The 16,262-nt window shown below is 72.2% G+C and carries 13 protein-coding genes, 1 pseudogene and 1 riboswitch; of the genes and pseudogenes, 8 read left to right on the forward strand and 6 right to left on the reverse strand.

Features of this window, described 5'->3' with window-relative positions:
- Positions 1 to 351, forward strand: a pseudogene (locus ABZV78_RS17540) (serine/threonine protein kinase); the annotation flags it as partial.
- Positions 348 to 2,165, forward strand: coding sequence for a Stk1 family PASTA domain-containing Ser/Thr kinase (gene pknB, locus ABZV78_RS17545; RefSeq protein WP_355639704.1), 1,818 nt, complete (start codon positions 348 to 350; stop codon positions 2,163 to 2,165). The pseudogene ABZV78_RS17540 and the gene pknB, both read left to right, overlap by 4 nt.
- A gap of 84 nt (positions 2,166 to 2,249) precedes the next feature.
- Here the strand turns inward: pknB and ABZV78_RS17550 are convergent, their stop codons facing one another.
- The 4 genes from ABZV78_RS17550 to ABZV78_RS17565 are packed head-to-tail and all read right to left on the reverse strand — an operon-like array spanning position 2,250 to position 5,523.
- Complete coding sequence (locus tag ABZV78_RS17550) at positions 2,250 to 2,900, reverse strand: aminodeoxychorismate/anthranilate synthase component II (RefSeq protein ID WP_355639706.1); 651 nt, start codon at positions 2,898 to 2,900, stop codon at positions 2,250 to 2,252.
- Between the two features lie 5 nt (positions 2,901 to 2,905).
- Positions 2,906 to 3,184, reverse strand: coding sequence for a hypothetical protein (locus ABZV78_RS17555; RefSeq protein WP_355639708.1), 279 nt, complete (start codon positions 3,182 to 3,184; stop codon positions 2,906 to 2,908).
- 3 nt (positions 3,185 to 3,187) lie between these two features.
- A complete protein-coding gene (locus tag ABZV78_RS17560; protein ID WP_355639710.1) occupies positions 3,188 to 4,720 on the reverse strand; it encodes a class E sortase in 1,533 nt (510 codons plus the stop codon).
- Positions 4,717 to 5,523: a DUF881 domain-containing protein gene (locus ABZV78_RS17565; RefSeq protein WP_355639712.1), complete on the reverse strand. Its 807-nt coding sequence runs from the start codon at positions 5,521 to 5,523 to the stop codon at positions 4,717 to 4,719. The genes ABZV78_RS17560 and ABZV78_RS17565 overlap by 4 nt, the downstream gene beginning before the upstream one ends.
- 231 nt (positions 5,524 to 5,754) lie before the next feature.
- On the opposite strand from ABZV78_RS17565, the gene ABZV78_RS17570 reads away from it, so the two are divergent.
- Both ABZV78_RS17570 and ABZV78_RS17575 read left to right on the forward strand, forming a co-directional pair.
- Positions 5,755 to 6,018, forward strand: coding sequence for a cell division protein CrgA (locus tag ABZV78_RS17570; RefSeq protein ID WP_091264673.1), 264 nt, complete (start codon positions 5,755 to 5,757; stop codon positions 6,016 to 6,018).
- Positions 6,019 to 6,224: 206 nt separating this feature from the next.
- Positions 6,225 to 8,423, forward strand: a complete 2,199-nt coding sequence (locus ABZV78_RS17575) for a (Fe-S)-binding protein (protein ID WP_355639714.1) — start codon at positions 6,225 to 6,227, stop codon at positions 8,421 to 8,423.
- Positions 8,424 to 8,490: 67 nt separating this feature from the next.
- On the opposite strand, the gene ABZV78_RS17580 is transcribed toward ABZV78_RS17575, so the two are convergent.
- Entirely contained in the window at positions 8,491 to 9,168 is a 678-nt protein-coding gene (locus ABZV78_RS17580) for a GPP34 family phosphoprotein (RefSeq protein ID WP_355639716.1), read from the reverse strand.
- Between the two features lie 107 nt (positions 9,169 to 9,275).
- On the opposite strand from ABZV78_RS17580, the gene ABZV78_RS17585 reads away from it, so the two are divergent.
- The 3 genes from ABZV78_RS17585 (at position 9,276) to ABZV78_RS17595 (ending at position 12,761) form a co-directional block, all read left to right on the forward strand.
- A complete protein-coding gene (locus ABZV78_RS17585; protein ID WP_355639718.1) occupies positions 9,276 to 10,583 on the forward strand; it encodes a hemolysin family protein in 1,308 nt (435 codons plus the stop codon).
- A complete protein-coding gene (locus ABZV78_RS17590) occupies positions 10,576 to 11,580 on the forward strand; it encodes a hemolysin family protein (RefSeq protein ID WP_355639720.1) in 1,005 nt (334 codons plus the stop codon). The genes ABZV78_RS17585 and ABZV78_RS17590 overlap by 8 nt, the downstream gene beginning before the upstream one ends.
- A gap of 179 nt (positions 11,581 to 11,759) precedes the next feature.
- Positions 11,760 to 12,761, forward strand: a complete 1,002-nt coding sequence (locus tag ABZV78_RS17595; RefSeq protein WP_355639722.1) for an NlpC/P60 family protein — start codon at positions 11,760 to 11,762, stop codon at positions 12,759 to 12,761.
- A 64-nt stretch (positions 12,762 to 12,825) separates the two neighbouring features.
- Here ABZV78_RS17595 and ABZV78_RS17600 read toward each other — a convergent pair whose 3' ends face one another.
- Entirely contained in the window at positions 12,826 to 14,862 is a 2,037-nt protein-coding gene (locus ABZV78_RS17600) for a peptidoglycan recognition family protein (protein WP_355639724.1), read from the reverse strand.
- A gap of 207 nt (positions 14,863 to 15,069) precedes the next feature.
- Positions 15,070 to 15,205: riboswitch (cyclic di-AMP (ydaO/yuaA leader) on the forward strand.
- 70 nt (positions 15,206 to 15,275) lie between these two features.
- Here ABZV78_RS17600 and ABZV78_RS17605 point away from each other — a divergent pair.
- Positions 15,276 to 16,256, forward strand: a complete 981-nt coding sequence (locus ABZV78_RS17605; protein ID WP_355639726.1) for an NlpC/P60 family protein — start codon at positions 15,276 to 15,278, stop codon at positions 16,254 to 16,256.
- The last annotated feature ends 6 nt before the right edge of the window (positions 16,257 to 16,262 follow it).

Consider the following 16,262-nt stretch of genomic DNA (forward strand, 5'->3'; position numbering starts at 1 on the left):
CCGGTGGCGCCGCGCGGCGCCGCTGCCGTGCCGCCGCCCCGGCAGCACAACCCCCTCGGGTACGCGCGACCGCCGGTCGCGCCCGCGCCGCGTCGGTCCCACGCCGGGCGGTGGCTGCTGGCCATCGTGGTGGCCGTGCTGATCCTGCTGTGCTCCGGCGTGATTTCCTACAAGATCCGGGACAACGCGGCGGCCGGTGACCCCGGCGCGCTTGCTCCGGTGAGCGTGACCTCCGGCGCGGTGCGGGCCCACGGGGGCGACTATCCGGTCCTCACGTCGTACCGTCGTGAGGTACGGCTCCAGCCGGCTGGCGGCGAGACGACGACGAGCGAAGGACGAGAGACGCGATGACAGCGCAGGCCCGCCTGCTCGGTGGCAGGTACCAGGTCGGCGAGCTGCTCGGCTACGGCGGCATGGCGGAGGTGCACCGTGGTCGCGATCTCCGGCTCGGTCGGGATGTCGCGATCAAGATGCTCCGGGCCGACCTGGCTCGGGACGCGACCTTCCAGATGCGATTCCGCCGAGAGGCGCAGAACGCCGCTTCGCTGAACCACCCGGCCATCGTCGCCGTGTACGACACCGGCGAGGAGACCGCCGCGACCGGCGAGACACTGCCGTTCATCGTGATGGAGTTCGTCAACGGACGGACCCTCAAGGAGGTGCTCGGCGCCGAGGGCCGGCTGCAGCCGCGCCGGGCGCTGGAGATCTGCGCCGACATGTGCGCGGCGCTGGAGTTCAGCCACCGGCACGGGATCATCCACCGCGACATCAAGCCCGGCAACGTGATGCTCACCCAGACCGGCCAGGTCAAGGTGATGGACTTCGGCATCGCCCGGGCGCTGGCCAGCGGCGCCACCACGATGACACAGACCAGCGCCGTCATCGGCACGGCACAATACCTGTCTCCTGAGCAGGCGCGCGGCGAGGCGGTCGACGCCCGCTCCGACGTCTACGCGGCCGGCTGCGTGCTGTTCGAGCTGCTCTGCGGGCACCCGCCGTTCGTCGGGGACAGCCCGGTCAGCGTCGCCTACCAGCACGTACGGGAGCAGCCGCCCACGCCGAGCACCATCAACCCGGACGTCAACCCCGCCGTGGACGCCATCGTCCTGAAGGCGCTGTCGAAGAACCCGCTGAACCGCTACCAGAGCGCCGGCGAGATGCGGGCCGACCTGCTCCGCGCCGCCGCGGGCCGGCCCGTGCTGGCCACCCCGGTCATGCCGGCCGAGGAGACCATGCCGATGGCCCCGGCCGCCGGCGGTTACCAGCAGACCCAGGTGATGGGGCCGCAGACCCGCCAGCAGCCGCCGGCCCGGGTCGGCGACGCGCGCAAGCGGAAGAGTTCCGCCTGGGTGATCGCCACCTTCGCGGCGCTCGGCGTGCTCGCTGTGATCGCGCTGGCCACCGCGCTCTGGCTCAACCAGACCGGCGCCGAGAAGGTCTCCGTACCGCAGCTGCAGGGCAAGACCCAGGCGGTCGCGACCGCCGATCTCCAGCGGGCGGGGTTGCGCGTGACGCTCGGCGACCCGGTGCTGGGCGACTGCACCAAGAACACGGTGGCCGGCCAGAACCCGCAGTCCGGCGCGTCGGTGGCGAAGAACAGCGTGGTGACGATCCAGATCTGCGGCGGCAAGCCTGTGGTGAAGGTGCCCCCTGGCCTGGTGGGCAGCACCTACGACAGCGCCAAGTTGCGCCTCGACGATCTGAAGCTCGTCGCCACGCGCAAGCTGATCGACAACGGGGCTCCCGAGGGCCAGGTCGTCAAGGTGACTCCCGACGAGGGCAGCTCGGTGGCCGAGGGCAGTGAGGTGACCCTGGAGGTCTCCCGGGGCAACGTCGCGAAGGTGCCGAACGTCCTCGGCCTCTCCGAGAACGAGGCGAGAAGGCAGCTGGAGAACTCCGGCTACAAGGTGCGGGTGCTGGACGGCGACGAAGTCACACCGGACAAGGCCGGCAAGGTCAGCCGGCAGACCCCCAGGGCCGATACGCCCCTGGCCCGGGGCGAGCGGGTGACGATCTATGTCGACATCCCGGCACCGGAGGAGACCGGTAGCCCCACCCCGACGACCCCGACCCCGGGCGTGACGCCGACAACCCCGGGCACCGGCGGGGGCGGCGGCTTCCCGTTCCCGACCACCACGGCGCCGACCCGGCTCAACGAGCCCTGACCCACCGACCTCACGAACGCCACGTGGCGGTGTCCGGATCGACCGGACACCGCCACGTCGCGTATGAGGCGTACCGAAGGGCCGTCAGGCGGTGGCGAAGGCGGCGCGGCGGCGGGCGTCCACCTCGGCGGCCAGCTCCGGGGCCCGCTCCAGCGCCTCGGGGAAACCGCACACGGCCAGCCAGTTGGCCAGCATGAGGTGCCCGCCCTCGGTCAGCACCGACTCGGGGTGGAACTGGACGCCCTCGATCGGCAGGGTGCGGTGCCGGATGGCCATCACCACGCCGGAGGCGGTCCGGCCGGTGACCTCCAGCTCGTCGGGGAGCGTCTCCGGCAGCACGGCGAGCGAGTGGTACCGGGTGGCGGTGAACGGGTCGGGCAGGCCGGCCAGGACCCCCACCCCGTGGTGGCTCACCTCGGAGGTCTTGCCGTGCAGCAGCTCCGGCGCCCGGGTCACCGTCGCGCCGAACGCCTCGCCGATGGCCTGGTGACCGAGGCAGACCCCGAACAGGGGCAGCTTGCCGGCGTACTCCTTGATCACGTCGAGGCAGATGCCCGCGCGGTCCGGGCTGCCCGGCCCGGGCGAGAGCAGCACGCCAGCCGCGCCCACCCGGCCCACCTCGGCGACGTCGATCTCGTCGTTGCGCCGCACCTCGCAGTCCACGCCGAGCTGGCCGAGGTACTGCACCAGGTTGAAGACGAACGAGTCGTAGTTGTCGATCACGAGGACGCGCATCGGGGTCACCTGCTCGGGGTGGAGGGCGGGGCGTTGTTCGACTCGGTGCTGTACGGGATCTCCTCCTCGGAGGGCCGCTCGCTTGGCTCGGTGAGCCCGCCGCCGTCGTCCCCCGGCACGCCGGAGTCCTGGGTGACCTGCACGTCGTCGAAGGGGAGAAGGGGTTCGGCCCACGGGAAGACCACGAACCAGAGCAGGGCCACCGTCGCGGCGGCCAGCAGCAGCGAGCCGATCAGCTTGCCCGGCAGCCCGAGCGGCAGCTTCCGCCAGATCCACGCGTACACGCCTCAGCCCTCCAGCTCGGCCGGGCGGCCCGCCGCCTTGGCCTGGACGTGGTCCAGCCGGGCGTGGATGATCAGCCGCTGGTAGTTGTCGAACTTGGGGTTGCACGTGGTCAGGGTCAGCAGCTTCTCGGTCGGCTGCTCGTTCGGCTTGCCGGGCACCGGCGCGACGACCTCGACCTGGTACGGCTTGACGATCCGCTGTTGGTAGACCTTGTAGACGAACCACTCGCCCTGGGTCTCGACCACGATGGCGTCGCCGGAGCGCAGCTCGTCCAGGCGCCAGAAGGTGGCCCGGATGCGGTGCCCGGCCACGGAGAAGTTGCCCACCTGGCCCGGCATGGCGCTCTTCGGGTAGTGACCCGGGGCGTACCGGATGTCGTCCGGGGTGACCCCCTCGACCACCACCCAGTGCTTGTCGAGCTTCGGGATGTAGAGCCCGGCGACCGGCTTCCCCTCGGCCGGCGGCTTCGGCTTGGCGCTCGGCCCGGTCGTCGGGCCGACCGTCGGGTCCGCCCCCCACTCCTGGGCGAGTTGGCTGCTCAGGTCGTTCTGGTGGGCGTCGACGATCACCGCCTTGCCCCAGATCTCGTAGCCGGCGAAGAGCAGCACCACCAGGCCGAAGGTGATCAGCACCTCGCCGGTGCCCCGCACGATCGTCCGCAGCCGGGAACCGACGGTGGGGCGGGTCAGCTCGGAGTAGACGCTCTTGTAGCCCTCGCCGGTCTGCTCCGGCCGGAGCTGCACCACCCGCTCGCCCCGGCGGGGACGCGGCGGCTCGGCCGGGGTCCCGGGCTCGTCGCCGTCGCCGTCGTCGCGGACCGGGGGCACCGCACCCATCAGCGCGGTGGAATCCAGCGCCGGACCGGCCGCCGGGCGGCTGACGGCCGGGATCACCGCGGTCGCTCCCGGGTCCTCCGGGCCGCTCGCGGCCGGACGGGCCGTGCCGCCGTCGGCGGGGCCGCCCGACCGGAGTACGCCGGCTCCCGGCGCGCCGGGACGCAGCGGCCCACCGGCGGGGCGGCGCTCCGGCCGGTCGCCGAGCGGGGGGATGAACGCGGTCGGCGCGTCGGCGGGGCTGGACGGCCGTGCCTCGCTGGCCGGCGCGTCGAGCCGGCGCCCGGGCTGCTCGGAGGTTGCGGCAGGCCCGTCGAGGCCGCGACCGCGCTGGTGCCGGTCCGCCCGACCGTCGGGCCCCGCCACGGGCCCGCCCGCGCGCGCCGGTGGTGCGGTGTCCGGCCGCCCGGACCACGCGGGCGGTGGCCCGTTGGCGGGCGGCGGTGACACCGGCCGGGCGGCGGGTGCCGGCGGGCGGCCCTGGTCGCCGGGCCAGGCCGGCGGCGGCTCGGCCGGCGGGCGCGGGCCGGCCGGCCGGTGGTCGGTGGTCGGTGGGGGCGCCGGCCGGTCCGGCCAGGGCAGGTCGAGCGGGGGGCGGGACGGCGCGGGCGCCGGTCGGTCGACCTTCGGGAGGAACGCGGTCGGGTCGTCGGTGTGGTCGCGGTGGCGACCGTCCCGCTCCCGGGGGTCGTCCCGTGTCACCGGGGCACCTTCGCGGACTGGAGTGCGGTCGAGTCCTCGAACGCCGGCACGGTGACCGTGGAGATGTTCTCGGAGTAGCCGAGCTGGTAGTGGTCGACGGCTTCCCTGAACAACCGGACTCCCTTGGAAGCGGCGAGTTCGCGCTGGAAGGCGGCGGGATCGCCGATTGCCACGATCTTGAAAGGAGGGGAGTACACCCGGCCGTGCAGCAGCAGGGTGTTTCCGACGCAGCGTACCGCGCTGGTGCTGAGCACGCGGACATTCATGATTGACATGGCCTCGGCGCCGCCCGCCCAGAGCGCGTTCACGACCGCCTGGACGTCACCCTGGTGGACGACCAGGTCGTCGTTGCTCGCACCTTTGGGCAGGCTCTGGTCGGCACGCCGGGGCGCGTCGTTCAGTTCGATGGTGATGCCGCTGCCGGTGAGCGCGGTGAACCCGGCGGCCTGCCGGGTGGCGGCGGCCCGGTCCCGCTGCGCCTTGATCGGGCCGTCCGCGCCGGCCAGGGCGCCGGTCTGCTCCTCGACCTCGGCGCGCAGCCGGGCCGCCTTCGCCTCGCTGGCCGCGACCTGCTCGCGCCGGTCCTCGATCAACTGGGTGAGCTGGGGACGCCGGTCCTCGCGCAGCGAGGTGCCGCCCGCGGTGGTCGCGGTCGTGGTGAACAGGAGGCCGGCCGCGGCGGCGATCAGGGGTACGCCGACCGACCAGCCCGGGCGGCGCTGCCGCGGCCGGCGGGGCAGCAGGCCGACCACCGCGCGCCGGAGGACCTTCTGCCAGGAGGCGGCGCCGGACGTGTACTCCACCGGGCGTTCCCTTTCCTGTCGTCTCGTTCCGGCCCGCGACGGCGCGGACCGGTCTGCTCGACCCGAAAAGTCCCGCCCTTTTCGGTCACTCCGTGCACCGGCCTGACCCCATTCGTGGCCGGGACGGTCCGTCGGGACTACGCTAGCTGTCGAACATTATTGGCCATGGACCGTCGCCCCCGCGCCCGGTTGTCAGGCCGGACGAGGTCGTACCCCCCTCTGGAGAGCGTCGTGCCCAAGTCTCAGGTCCGCAAGAAGAAGGTGTACACCCCGCCGACGGACGTGCGTCCGACGGCGACGGCGGCGACGCGCAAGCCTAGCCCGGTCTGGCTGCCGATCACCGCGGTCGCGCTGATCGTGGTGGGCATCGGCTGGCTGGTCGTCTACTACCTCTCCGAGCAGGCGTACCCCGTCGCGACGTGGGGCTACTGGAACCTCGCGGTGGGCTTCGGCGCGATGGTCTCCTCGCTGATCCTGCTCTCCCGCTGGCGCTGACCCCCGCCGGCCTTCGCCGGCCGGTCCCGTAGCCACGCCGGCCATGGACGTACGTCACGCCGGGCCGCCCCTGACCGGCGCCCGGCGCCCGCTGCCCCTAAGGTGTCGGCAGGGCGGCGTGGCCGGATGCGAGATGACTCACGTTACTGCTGGGTAACCTTGCGCGTAGGCTGCACTGACAAGCAGCAGACCGGGAGGCCAACTCGATGGGCAGCGTCCAGATCGTCACCACGATCCTCGCGGCCGCCATCACCGCCGTGGCGGTGGGGCTTGCGGTGCGCGCGGTCATGAAGATGACGGCCGTCATCCGGCTCGGTCAGCCGGCGCCGGAGCGCTTCGGCGACAAGGGCGCCCGCACCAGGAAGATGCTGGTGGAGACCGCCGCCCACACCCGCATGCTCAAGTGGGGCGTGGTGGGCGCGGCGCACTGGTTCGTGATGGTCGGCTTCATCGTGCTGTCGCTGCTGGTGCTCGAGGCGTACTTCGAGGTGGTCACCCCCGGCGGCGGCCTGCCGATCATCGGGCACTGGACGGTCTTCGGCCTGGCCACCGAGTGGATCGGGATCCTGGGCCTGGCCGGGATCCTGGTGCTGATGACGATCCGGCTGCGCAACCGGCCCAGCCGGCCGGGCAACCGCTCCCGGTTCACCGGCTCGACGATGTGGCAGGGCTACTTCGTCGAGTGGGTCGTGCTGCTGGTCCTGATCTTCGGCTTCGTGATCCGGGGCTTCAAGGTCGCCACCGACCACTTCGAGTACCCGGTCTGGGCCACCCCGCTCAGCCACGCGGTCGGCGCGGCGCTGCCGGCCTGGACGGCCGGCGTCAGCCTCGCCGCCCTCATCAAGATCGCCATCTCGATGACCTGGCTCATCGTGATCTCGCTGAACGTCACCATGGGTGTCGCCTGGCACCGGTTCCTGGCGTTCCCCAACATCTTCTTCAAGCGCGAGCCCGAGAAGGCGGCCGGTTCCGGCCTGGGCGCGCTGCGGCCGATGATGAGCGACGGCAAGCCGCTCGACTTCGAGGAGGCCGACCCGGAGAAGGACCAGTTCGGCGTCGCCCAGGTCGAGCAGTTCACCTGGAAGGGCCTGCTGGACTTCAGCACCTGCACCGAGTGCGGCCGCTGCCAGTCGCAGTGCCCGGCCTGGAACACCGGCAAGCCGCTGTCGCCGAAGCTGCTCGTGCTGAGCCTGCGCGACCACGCGTACGCCAAGGCGCCGTACCTGCTGGCCGGCGGGGGCAAGGACCTGACCGGCGAGGAGAAGGCCACCCAGGAGCAGTTGGCGGGCGTCGACGTGCTGGCCATGGCCGAGGCCGACCGGCCGCTGATCGGCACCGCCGAGGAGGGCGGCGTCATCGACCCGGACGTGCTCTGGTCCTGCACCACCTGCGGCGCCTGCGTCGAGCAGTGCCCGGTGGACATCGAGCACGTCGACCACATCGTCGACATGCGCCGCTACCAGGTGCTGATCGAGTCGAGCTTCCCGTCCGAGGCCGGCGTCATGCTCCGCAACCTGGAGAACAAGGGCAACCCGTGGGGCGCCCCGCAGAACACCCGCGAGGACTGGACCAAGGGCCTCGGCTTCGAGGTGCCGCGGGTCGGCGAGGTCGACGACTTCGAGTACCTGTTCTGGGTCGGCTGCGCCGGCGCGTTCGAGGACCGGGCCAAGAAGACCACCCGCGCGGTGGCCACGCTGCTCAACGAGGCCGGCGTCTCGTTCGCCATCCTCGGCGAGGGCGAGACCTGCTCCGGCGACCCGGCCCGCCGGATCGGCAACGAGTTCGTCTTCCAGATGCTCGCCCAGCAGAACGTCGAGACGCTGAACGAGGCGTTCGAGGGCCGGGAGAAGAGCAAGCGGAAGATCGTCGCCACCTGCCCGCACTGCTTCAACACCCTGGGCAACGAGTACGGCCAGCTCGGCGGCGAGTTCGAGGTGGTGCACCACACCCAGCTGCTGGCCCACCTGGTGGCGGCCGGCAAGCTCACCCCGGTGCAGCCGGTCGACGGCGGCGTGACCTACCACGACCCCTGCTACCTGGGCCGGCACAACCGGGTCTTCGCCGCCCCGCGTGAGGTGCTCGGCGACGCCATCCAGGGCGAGCTGACCGAGATGCCGCGCAACAGCGAGCGCTCCTTCTGCTGCGGCGCCGGCGGTGCCCGGATGTGGATGGAGGAGAAGATCGGCAAGCGGATCAACGTGGACCGGGTCGAGGAGGCCATGTCCACGGGCGCGAAGACCATCGCGGTCGGCTGCCCGTTCTGCTCGACGATGCTCAACGACGGGGTCAACGGCAAGGGCGCCGGCGAGCAGGTCGAGGTCGTCGACGTGGCCAGCGTGCTGCTCCGCTCGGTCAAGCCGGACGCCCCGGCGGGCGAGAAGGAGACCGAGTCGGTCGCCGGCTGAGGCGTACCCCGGCAAGAGCTGAACCACGACGGCGGCGGCACCCGGGCGGTGCCGCCGCCGTCGTCGGTCAGGAGACCGTCGTGGTCGCGATGGCGGCCGTGGTGGCGGCCGTCGTGGCGATCAGCACCGCGGCCTGCGTCTCCTCGATCGCCTTCTTCGTGGCCGCGGAGGCCCAGTCGCCCGCGGCGATCTCGGCCAGGCGGGCCTTGACCCGCTCCCTGGGCAGCTCGCGGAAGAGCTTCCGGTCCAGGCCGACCGCGCGGGTCAGGGTGAGGAGCGCTGCCGTCCGGGCGTCCACCGGGCCGTCGCCGGCCACCGCGGTGACCATCCGCTCCCGGGCCGCCGTCTCCACCGCCGGCTCCGCGCCGGTCGGCGACGGATAGCGGGTACGCGGGAACACCCACAGCACCCGGTCCGACTCGCGGCGCAGCACCCCGGCGTCGACCAGGCCGTCGAGCACCCGGTCCGGCAGGCCCTTGGCCAGCTTGCCGATCCAGTCCTTCGGCTTGCGCGGCCGGTCCCCGGCGACGGCGGCGAGCGCCTGGTCCAGCAGCGGCACGCCGGTCGGAGCCGGGTCGGTCACCGCCAGCCGGCCGTCGGCCACCTCGACCCGGCCGGCCAGGGTCAGCTCCAGCAGGACCGCCCCGGCGAGGCCGTAGTCCAGGTGCGGCCGGCCGAGCCGGTTGGCGCCGGCGTCGTCGTGGGCGAGCAGGACCAGTTCGTCGGTGAGCAGCAGGCGGTTCATGCGATCCACGCTACGTCCGGGCCGCCAGCCCACCGGTCGCCGGCTCGTGCCGGCTGCCGGCCCGTGGAACAATCGCGCTCATCGACGGCCTGCTGGTTACCACGCTGTTGCCCCTGGTCGGCTTCGTGCTGCTGACCGCCGGCAACGCGTTCTTCGTCGCGGCCGAGTTCGCTCTGGTCACCGTCGACCGGGCGGAGATCGACCGGCGGGCCGGCGAGGGGGACGCCCGGGCCGCCACGGTCCGCCGGGCGCTGCGCGAGCTCTCCTTCCAGCTCTCCGGCGCCCAGCTCGGCATCACCATCACCGCGCTGCTCACCGGCTACCTGGCCGAGCCGGCACTGGCCCGGCTCTTCGCCCCGCTGCTGCGCCCGGTCGGCGGGGCCGAGCGGTTCACCGGACTGCTCGCCCTGGCGCTGGCCACCCTGATCTCGATGCTCTTCGGTGAGCTGGTGCCGAAGAACCTGGCGCTGGCCCGGCCGATGCCCACGGCGCTCGGCACCGCCGGGCCGATGCGGACCTTCTCCCGCAGCTTCGGCTGGCTGATCCGGCTGCTCAACGACTCGGCCAACCGGCTGGTCCGGCGGCTCGGCGTGGAGCCGCAGGAGGAGCTGGCCAGCGCCCGGTCCCCGGAGGAACTGGGGCTGCTCGCGGCCATCTCGGCCCGGGCCGGCGCGCTGCCGCCGGACACCGCGATGCTGCTGCGCCGCACCATCCGGTTCGGCGACAAGCGGGCCGCCGAGGCGATGACCCCCCGGGTCGACGTGATCGCGCTGCGCGCCACCGCGACCGTCGCCGAGCTGCTGGACCTGTCCCGGCAGACCGGGCGGACCCGGTTCCCGGTCTACGAGGAGACGCTGGACCTGGTCACCGGCGTGGCCGGGGTGCCGGACGCGCTCGGCGTGCCGCTGGCCAGCCGGGCCGCCACCACCGTCGCCGCGGTCGCCCGCGAACCGGTGTACGTCCCGGAGAGCCTCGACCTCGACGGCGTGCTGGCCGCGCTCAAGGACGCCGGCGCCGACCTGGCCATCGTGGTCGACGAGTACGGCGGCACGGACGGCGTGGTGACCGTGGAGGACCTGGTCGAGGAGCTGGTCGGGGAGATCGCCGACGAGTTCGACCCGGCGGCGGTGGACGACCTCGGGCCGGTCGAGCTGACCGTGCCGGGCGGCGAGCGGACCGTGCTGGTGGACGGGGTGCTGCGCGAGGACGAGCTGGTCGAGCAGACGGGTTTCCGGCTGCCCGAGGGGCCGTACGAGACCCTGGCCGGCTTCCTGATGGCCCGGCTCGGACACATCCCGGTGCCCGGCGAGACGGTCGACGAGGCCGGGTACGAGTTCACCGTGGTGGAGATCGACCGGCACCGGATCGAGCAGGTCCGGGTGGTCCGCCCGGAGGAGCCCGACGACGGTGAGTGAGCTGCTGATCGCCCTGGTGCTGCTGCTCGGCAACGCCTTCTTCGTGGGCAGCGAGTTCGCTCTCATCGCCTCCCGCCGGACGGTGCTCGAACCGCTTGCGGTGACCTCGAAGCGGGCCCGGTGGGCGCTGTCGGCGATGAACCAGATCCCGCTGATGATCGCCGGGGCGCAGCTCGGCATCACGGTCTGCTCGCTCGGCCTGGGCGCGATCGCCGAGCCGGCGCTGGCCCACCTGCTGGAGGCCCCGTTCGAGGCGCTCGGCCTGCCGGCCTCGGCGGTGCACCCAGTGGCCTTCGTGATCGCCCTGGGCGTGGTGGTCTTCCTGCACACCGTGGTCGGCGAGATGGTGCCGAAGAACATCACCCTGGCCGGCCCGGAGCCGTCGGCGCTCTGGCTGGGCCCGGCCATGCTCGCCTTCTGCCTGGCCACCAAGCCGCTGCTGCTGGCGATGAAGTGGTCGGCCCGGCAGGTGCTGTGGCTGTGGCGGGTCGAGGCGACCGACGCCGTGAAGACCGTGTTCACCGCGGAGGAGCTGGCCGGCCTGGTCTCGCAGGCGCGTACCGAGGGGCTGCTGGACGCCGAGGAGCACGCCCGGATCACCGGCGCGCTGGCCCTGCACAGCCGGACCGCGGCCGACGCCCTGCAACCGTGGTCGACGGTGACCACGGTGGCCGAGGACGTCTCACCGGCGTCGCTGGAGGTGCTGGCCACCCGCACCGGGCGGTCCCGCTTTCCGGTGGTGCAGCGGGCCACCCGCCGGGTGCTCGGCTTCGTGCATGTGAAGGACGTGCTCGGCTACGCCGGGGCCAGCCGCCGGGCGCCGGTGCCCGCCGAGGTCTACCGGCCGCTGGCCGTGGTGCCGCCCGACCGTACGCTGGCCGATCTGCTGCTCGCCATGCGGCGCGAGCGCCGGCACATGGTGCTGGTGAGCGACGGCCGCCGGCCCCTCGGCGTGGTGACACTCGACGACGTATTGACGGCAATCGTTGGCAAGTGAATGAATACCCTTGGTGTGCAAGCGGTTGCGCAGACGTGATTGAACCAAAGGTCGCCTTGATTCCACCCGGGTGCCTTCCCTAATGTGGGGCACCGACCGCTGTGGGTCGTCTGCCTCGACCTTCCCTCTCGCGAGGCGCCCGGCGGTCGGTTGCAAAGGAGTCCGTGCCGGTGGCAACCATGCCCCCTCATCGTCACGCCCCGAGCCAGCCGCCCGGCCGACCGGCCGGGTTCCACCGGGTGGTACGCCGTCTCCTCACCGTGGTCGCGGCCGTCGCGGTCGGCGCGGGGCTGCTGGCGGCCCCGGCGCACGCGGCGCCCTCGGTGGACGAGATCGACGCCCAGATCGACAAGCAGTGGGAGCAGCTCGAGCCCACCATCGAGCAGTACAACAAGGTGCGCGCCCAGCTCAAGGTCAACAAGAAGAAGTCGGCCGACCTCGAGAAGAAGATGGTGCCGCTCGAGCTGGAGTCGGCGCTGGCGATGAACAAGGTCGGCGACATCGCCGCCCGCTACTACATGCAGGGCCCGTCCCAGGACCTCGGCGCCCTGCTGGTGAACACCAAGCCTGGCACGCTCGCCGAGCAGCTGGTCATCCTCGACCGGCTCGCCGACGACCAGCGCAGGCAGATCGCCGGCGTGCTCGCCGTCCGGGACAAGTACAACAAGCAGAAGCAGAAGCTGGACGCGCTGATCGCCACCGAGCAGAAGCAGAGCAACGAGCTGGCGGCGAAGAAGAAGCAGATCGACTCCGAGATCAAGCGGCTGACCGCGATGCTGCCGGTGACCTCGATCCGCCCGGAGGGCTGCCCGGCCATCGACGGCGTGGTGAGCAGCGCCGCGCGGACCGCGATCAAGACCGCCTGCCTCCAGGTCGGTGACCCGTACGTCTGGGGCGCCACCGGCCCGAACTCGTTCGACTGCTCCGGCCTCACCCAGTACGCCTACAAGGCGGCGGGCATCTCGCTCACCCACTTCACCGGCGCCCAGTGGAACGAGGGCAGGAAGATCGCGTCGAGCGACGCCAGACCGGGCGACCTGGTCTTCTTCTACAGCGACCTGCACCATGTCGGGCTCTACCTCGGCAACGGGCTGATGGTGCACGCACCACGGACCGGCAAACCGGTCCAGGTCTCCAAGGTGGGCTACATGCCGGTCGCCGGCTACCGCAGGCCGTACTGACCCACCCCGAGCAGCACGAAGGCCCCCGGTCCACGCGGACCGGGGGCCTTCGTCGTCGGGTCGGTCAGGCGGGCGCGCCGACCGAGGCGGGCTGGATCTGGACGTCGTCGAGGTTCACGAACATCACTCGGTGGCCGAACTGGATCTGCACGTACCGGTTCTCACCGCGGATCACCGTCCAGTCACCCGGCGAGGAGCCGTCGAAGGTGACGGCCCGGTAGTACTCGCCCGGCAGGACCCCGCCGACCGCGTACCGCTGGCCCGCGGAGAGGGTGTACTGAAGCGGGGAGATGGCCTGGTACGGCACGCCGGCCGGGTAGGCCGCCCGCTCGGGGTAGGCGCGCCCGTACACCGGGATGGTGGTCTTCCCGGGCTTGGGCGTCACCACGAAGCCGTTCGCCCACTTGGCGGTCGGCGCGGAGGCCGGGTTGTAGAACCAGGCCTTCTGGTTGAGGTACCAGATCGCGGTCCAGTCGCCCTGAATGTCCGCGAGGGCGTACGTCTGGCCGGCCGAGGCACGTGCGCCGTGGTCCTTGATGTACATGGTGTCCGGCGTGCCGTTCGGCCGCAGCCCCAGGTCGTTGACCAGCGGTGCGGTCGCGCTCGGCGCGCTCCGTAGGATCACCGAGGAGGAACCGCGCAGCGGGCACGGCTCGGCGACCGGGGGTGCGCCCTCTCCCGGTGGGAACGGGGGCTGCTGGTTGCAGCCGTTGAAGGCGGGCCGGTTCGACGCGAAGTCCGGGTCGATGGTGACCAGGCCGGTGTTCGGCGTGCCGGTGGAGTGGAACGGCGCCTTCATCAGGTCGAAGTAGTGCGACCAGTCCCAGTAGGGGCCCGGGTCCCAGTGCATCCCGGCCACGTTTCCGGCGACCGTGCCGGGCACGTTGTCGTGGCCGATGATGTGCTGTCGGTCCAGCGGGATCTGGAACTTCAGCGCCAGGTGCCGGACCAGCTTGGCCGAGGTCCGGTACATCGCCTCGGTGTACCAGGTGCCGTGCCCGGCGAAGCCCTCGTGCTCCAGGCCGATGGACTTGGCGTTGACGTACCAGTTGCCGGCGTGCCAGCCGACGTCCTTGGCCTTGATGTGCTGGGCCACGTAGCCGTCCACCGACCGCAGCGTGTAGTGCCAGCCCAGGTAGGTCTTCGTCTGCACAAGCTTCACGCTCGGGCCGAAGTAGCCCTCGGTGTCGTGGATGACGATGTACTCGATCTTCTGCTGGGCCGGCCGGTTGCCGAGGTCGTGGTTGCCGTAGTCGCCGGATCCCGGGCCGTACTTCTCGTAGGGGGCCGGGATCCACTCGCAGGCGAGGCGGACCGGGCACTCCAGGCCGTCCGGCCGCTCGGCGCGGCGCAGGCCCAGCTTGTGCAGCCCGGACTCGTCCGGCGTCACCGCGGTGGCGGCGAGGGTCACCCGCTGGCCGTCGTCGGTGGTCCGGGCCGCGCCGAGGCCGAGCTGGTCGTAGACCTCGTCGGCGAAGGCCGCCGCCGCGTCCTCGGTGTCCGCGCCGGAGTAGCGGGCCACCGCGCCGTACCAGGCCGCCGGGTCGGTGCCGGCGCCGACCGGCGCTCCCAACTCCTTCTGGTACGAGGCGAGCAGCGCCGCCCCGCCCCGGATGTTCGCGGCCGCGTCGGTGCGCAGCGCCTCCTCGGCGAGGCCGGTGAGCGACGCGGCGGCGTCGAGCGTCTGCAGGGAGGCCTGCGGCAGCACGTCCTCCGCCGGCGCGGCCGCGATGGCCGGGTCGAGGGTGAGCGGACGCGAGTCGTCGCCCCGCGGGTCCTCGTCCTCGTCGACGTGGCCGCTGGCCGGGGTCGCGAGGACGTGCTGGGCGTCGGTGAGGTGCATCGGGCCGTAGCCGCCGCTGGTGCTCGGCTGGCCCGGGTGGGTGTCCCAACGCGACTCCAGGTAAGAGACGCCGAGGAGGACGCTCTGCGGCACGCCGTACTCCGCCGCGGCGGCGGCGTACTGCTCCTGGCGGTCGCTGGCGGGTTGGGCGGTGAGCGGTTCGGCGGCCACCGGTCCGGTCGTCACCAGCGCGGTGGCGGCGGCGACGGCGGCTGCCAGCAGTATCCGTCTGCCCGACGGCGGGGGTGAGAGGTGCATCGAACCTCCAGACAGGGATGGGGGTCACTGCGTCCCCACCCTCACCCCGCGCACCCTCCGGGTCAATACCTTTCCAGCCAGTAATCTCGCATGAAGAAAACCTTCACGTACGGAGTGTCACGCCCTGTTGGGTTGCGGAACGATAACGACGCTCTCTACTCTGGTCAATCGTCGACCGCCAGCTTCACCGTCCAACCGGGTGGTGACGGTCCGACACCGCCGAGTCGCCTCCGGGCGAGCCGGGGACCCAGGTAACTGGGGTGAATCCGCAGCCACTGCGGTAGGGCGGCTCCCTTCCCGCCCGAACCCGTCAGCTAACCCGGTAGGCGGCCAGGAAGAAGGAGTACGGAAGCCCGGTGGCACACCATGCCCCGCGGCCACCGTCGGGCCGGTCGGTCGACCGGTCGCCGGCTGTGCCGCGTTCCCGCTGGTCCCGCTTCACCACCGCACTGGCCGCCCTGGTCGGCACCGCCGTCGTCCTGACCGGCGGCGCCACGGCGGCGCACGCCGAACCGTCGGTCGCCGAGATCGAGCGCCAGATCGACCAGGACTGGAACAAGCTCGAACCGGTCATCGAACAGGTCAACGCCACTCGCGAGCAGCTCGCCGCCAAGCGGAAGCAGGCCGCCGCGCTCGCCAAGCAGATCGCCCCGCTCCAGGCCCGGGTGGACGCCGCCCTCGGTCAGGTGGGCGGCCTCGCCGCCGACGCCTACAAGGGCGACAACAACCTCTCCACCGTCAACGCGCTGCTGGGCAGCCGGTCGCCGAGCGACCTGGTGGACAGCCTCGAACTGCTCGACCGCTTCGCGCACCGCCAGCAGGAGCAGGTGCGGGCCGTCGCCGAGCTGCGCGACCAGCTGGCCGCCAAGAAGCAGCCGCTGGACGCGATGATCACCGAGCTGGCCCGTACCGAGGCCCAGCTCGCGGCCAGGAAGAAGCAGATCGACGCCGAGATCGTCAAGCTCCAGAAGCTCCGGCTCAAGGTCTACGGCAGCGGTGGCGGCGGTCCGCTGCGCCCGGCGCCCTGCCCCGCCGGCTACCCCGGTGGCCCGGCCGGCGTCGCGGTCAAGTTCGCCTGCGCCCAGATCGGCAAGATCTACGTCTGGGGCGCCGCCGGCCCCGACCACTACGACTGCTCCGGCCTCACCATGGCGGCCTGGGCCAAGGCCGGCGTCTCGCTGCCGCACAACGCCCGGCAGCAGCACGACGTGACCAGGCGGGTGAGCCGGAGCGAGCTGCGCGCCGGGGACCTCGTCTTCTACTACAGCGACCTGCACCACGTCGCCATGTACGTCGGTGACGGCTGGGTGGTGCACGCCTCCCAGTCCGGCAAGCCGATCACGATGAAACGCGTCGACGACGGCCAGATCAACAGCTACGGCCGCCCCGGCTGACCGGTC

The organism is Micromonospora sp. NPDC004540 (genome assembly GCF_040610095.1).
Lineage (GTDB): Bacteria > Actinomycetota > Actinomycetes > Mycobacteriales > Micromonosporaceae > Micromonospora.

Coding starts and splice junctions, on each gene's coding strand:
- pknB (WP_355639704.1), top strand. CDS start 348: ATGACAGCGCAGGCCCGCCTGCTCGGTGGCAGGTACCAGGTCGGCGAG.
- ABZV78_RS17550 (WP_355639706.1), bottom strand. CDS start 2,900: ATGCGCGTCCTCGTGATCGACAACTACGACTCGTTCGTCTTCAACCTG.
- ABZV78_RS17575 (WP_355639714.1), top strand. CDS start 6,225: ATGGGCAGCGTCCAGATCGTCACCACGATCCTCGCGGCCGCCATCACC.
- ABZV78_RS17580 (WP_355639716.1), bottom strand. CDS start 9,168: ATGAACCGCCTGCTGCTCACCGACGAACTGGTCCTGCTCGCCCACGAC.
- ABZV78_RS17595 (WP_355639722.1), top strand. CDS start 11,760: ATGCCCCCTCATCGTCACGCCCCGAGCCAGCCGCCCGGCCGACCGGCC.
- ABZV78_RS17600 (WP_355639724.1), bottom strand. CDS start 14,862: ATGCACCTCTCACCCCCGCCGTCGGGCAGACGGATACTGCTGGCAGCC.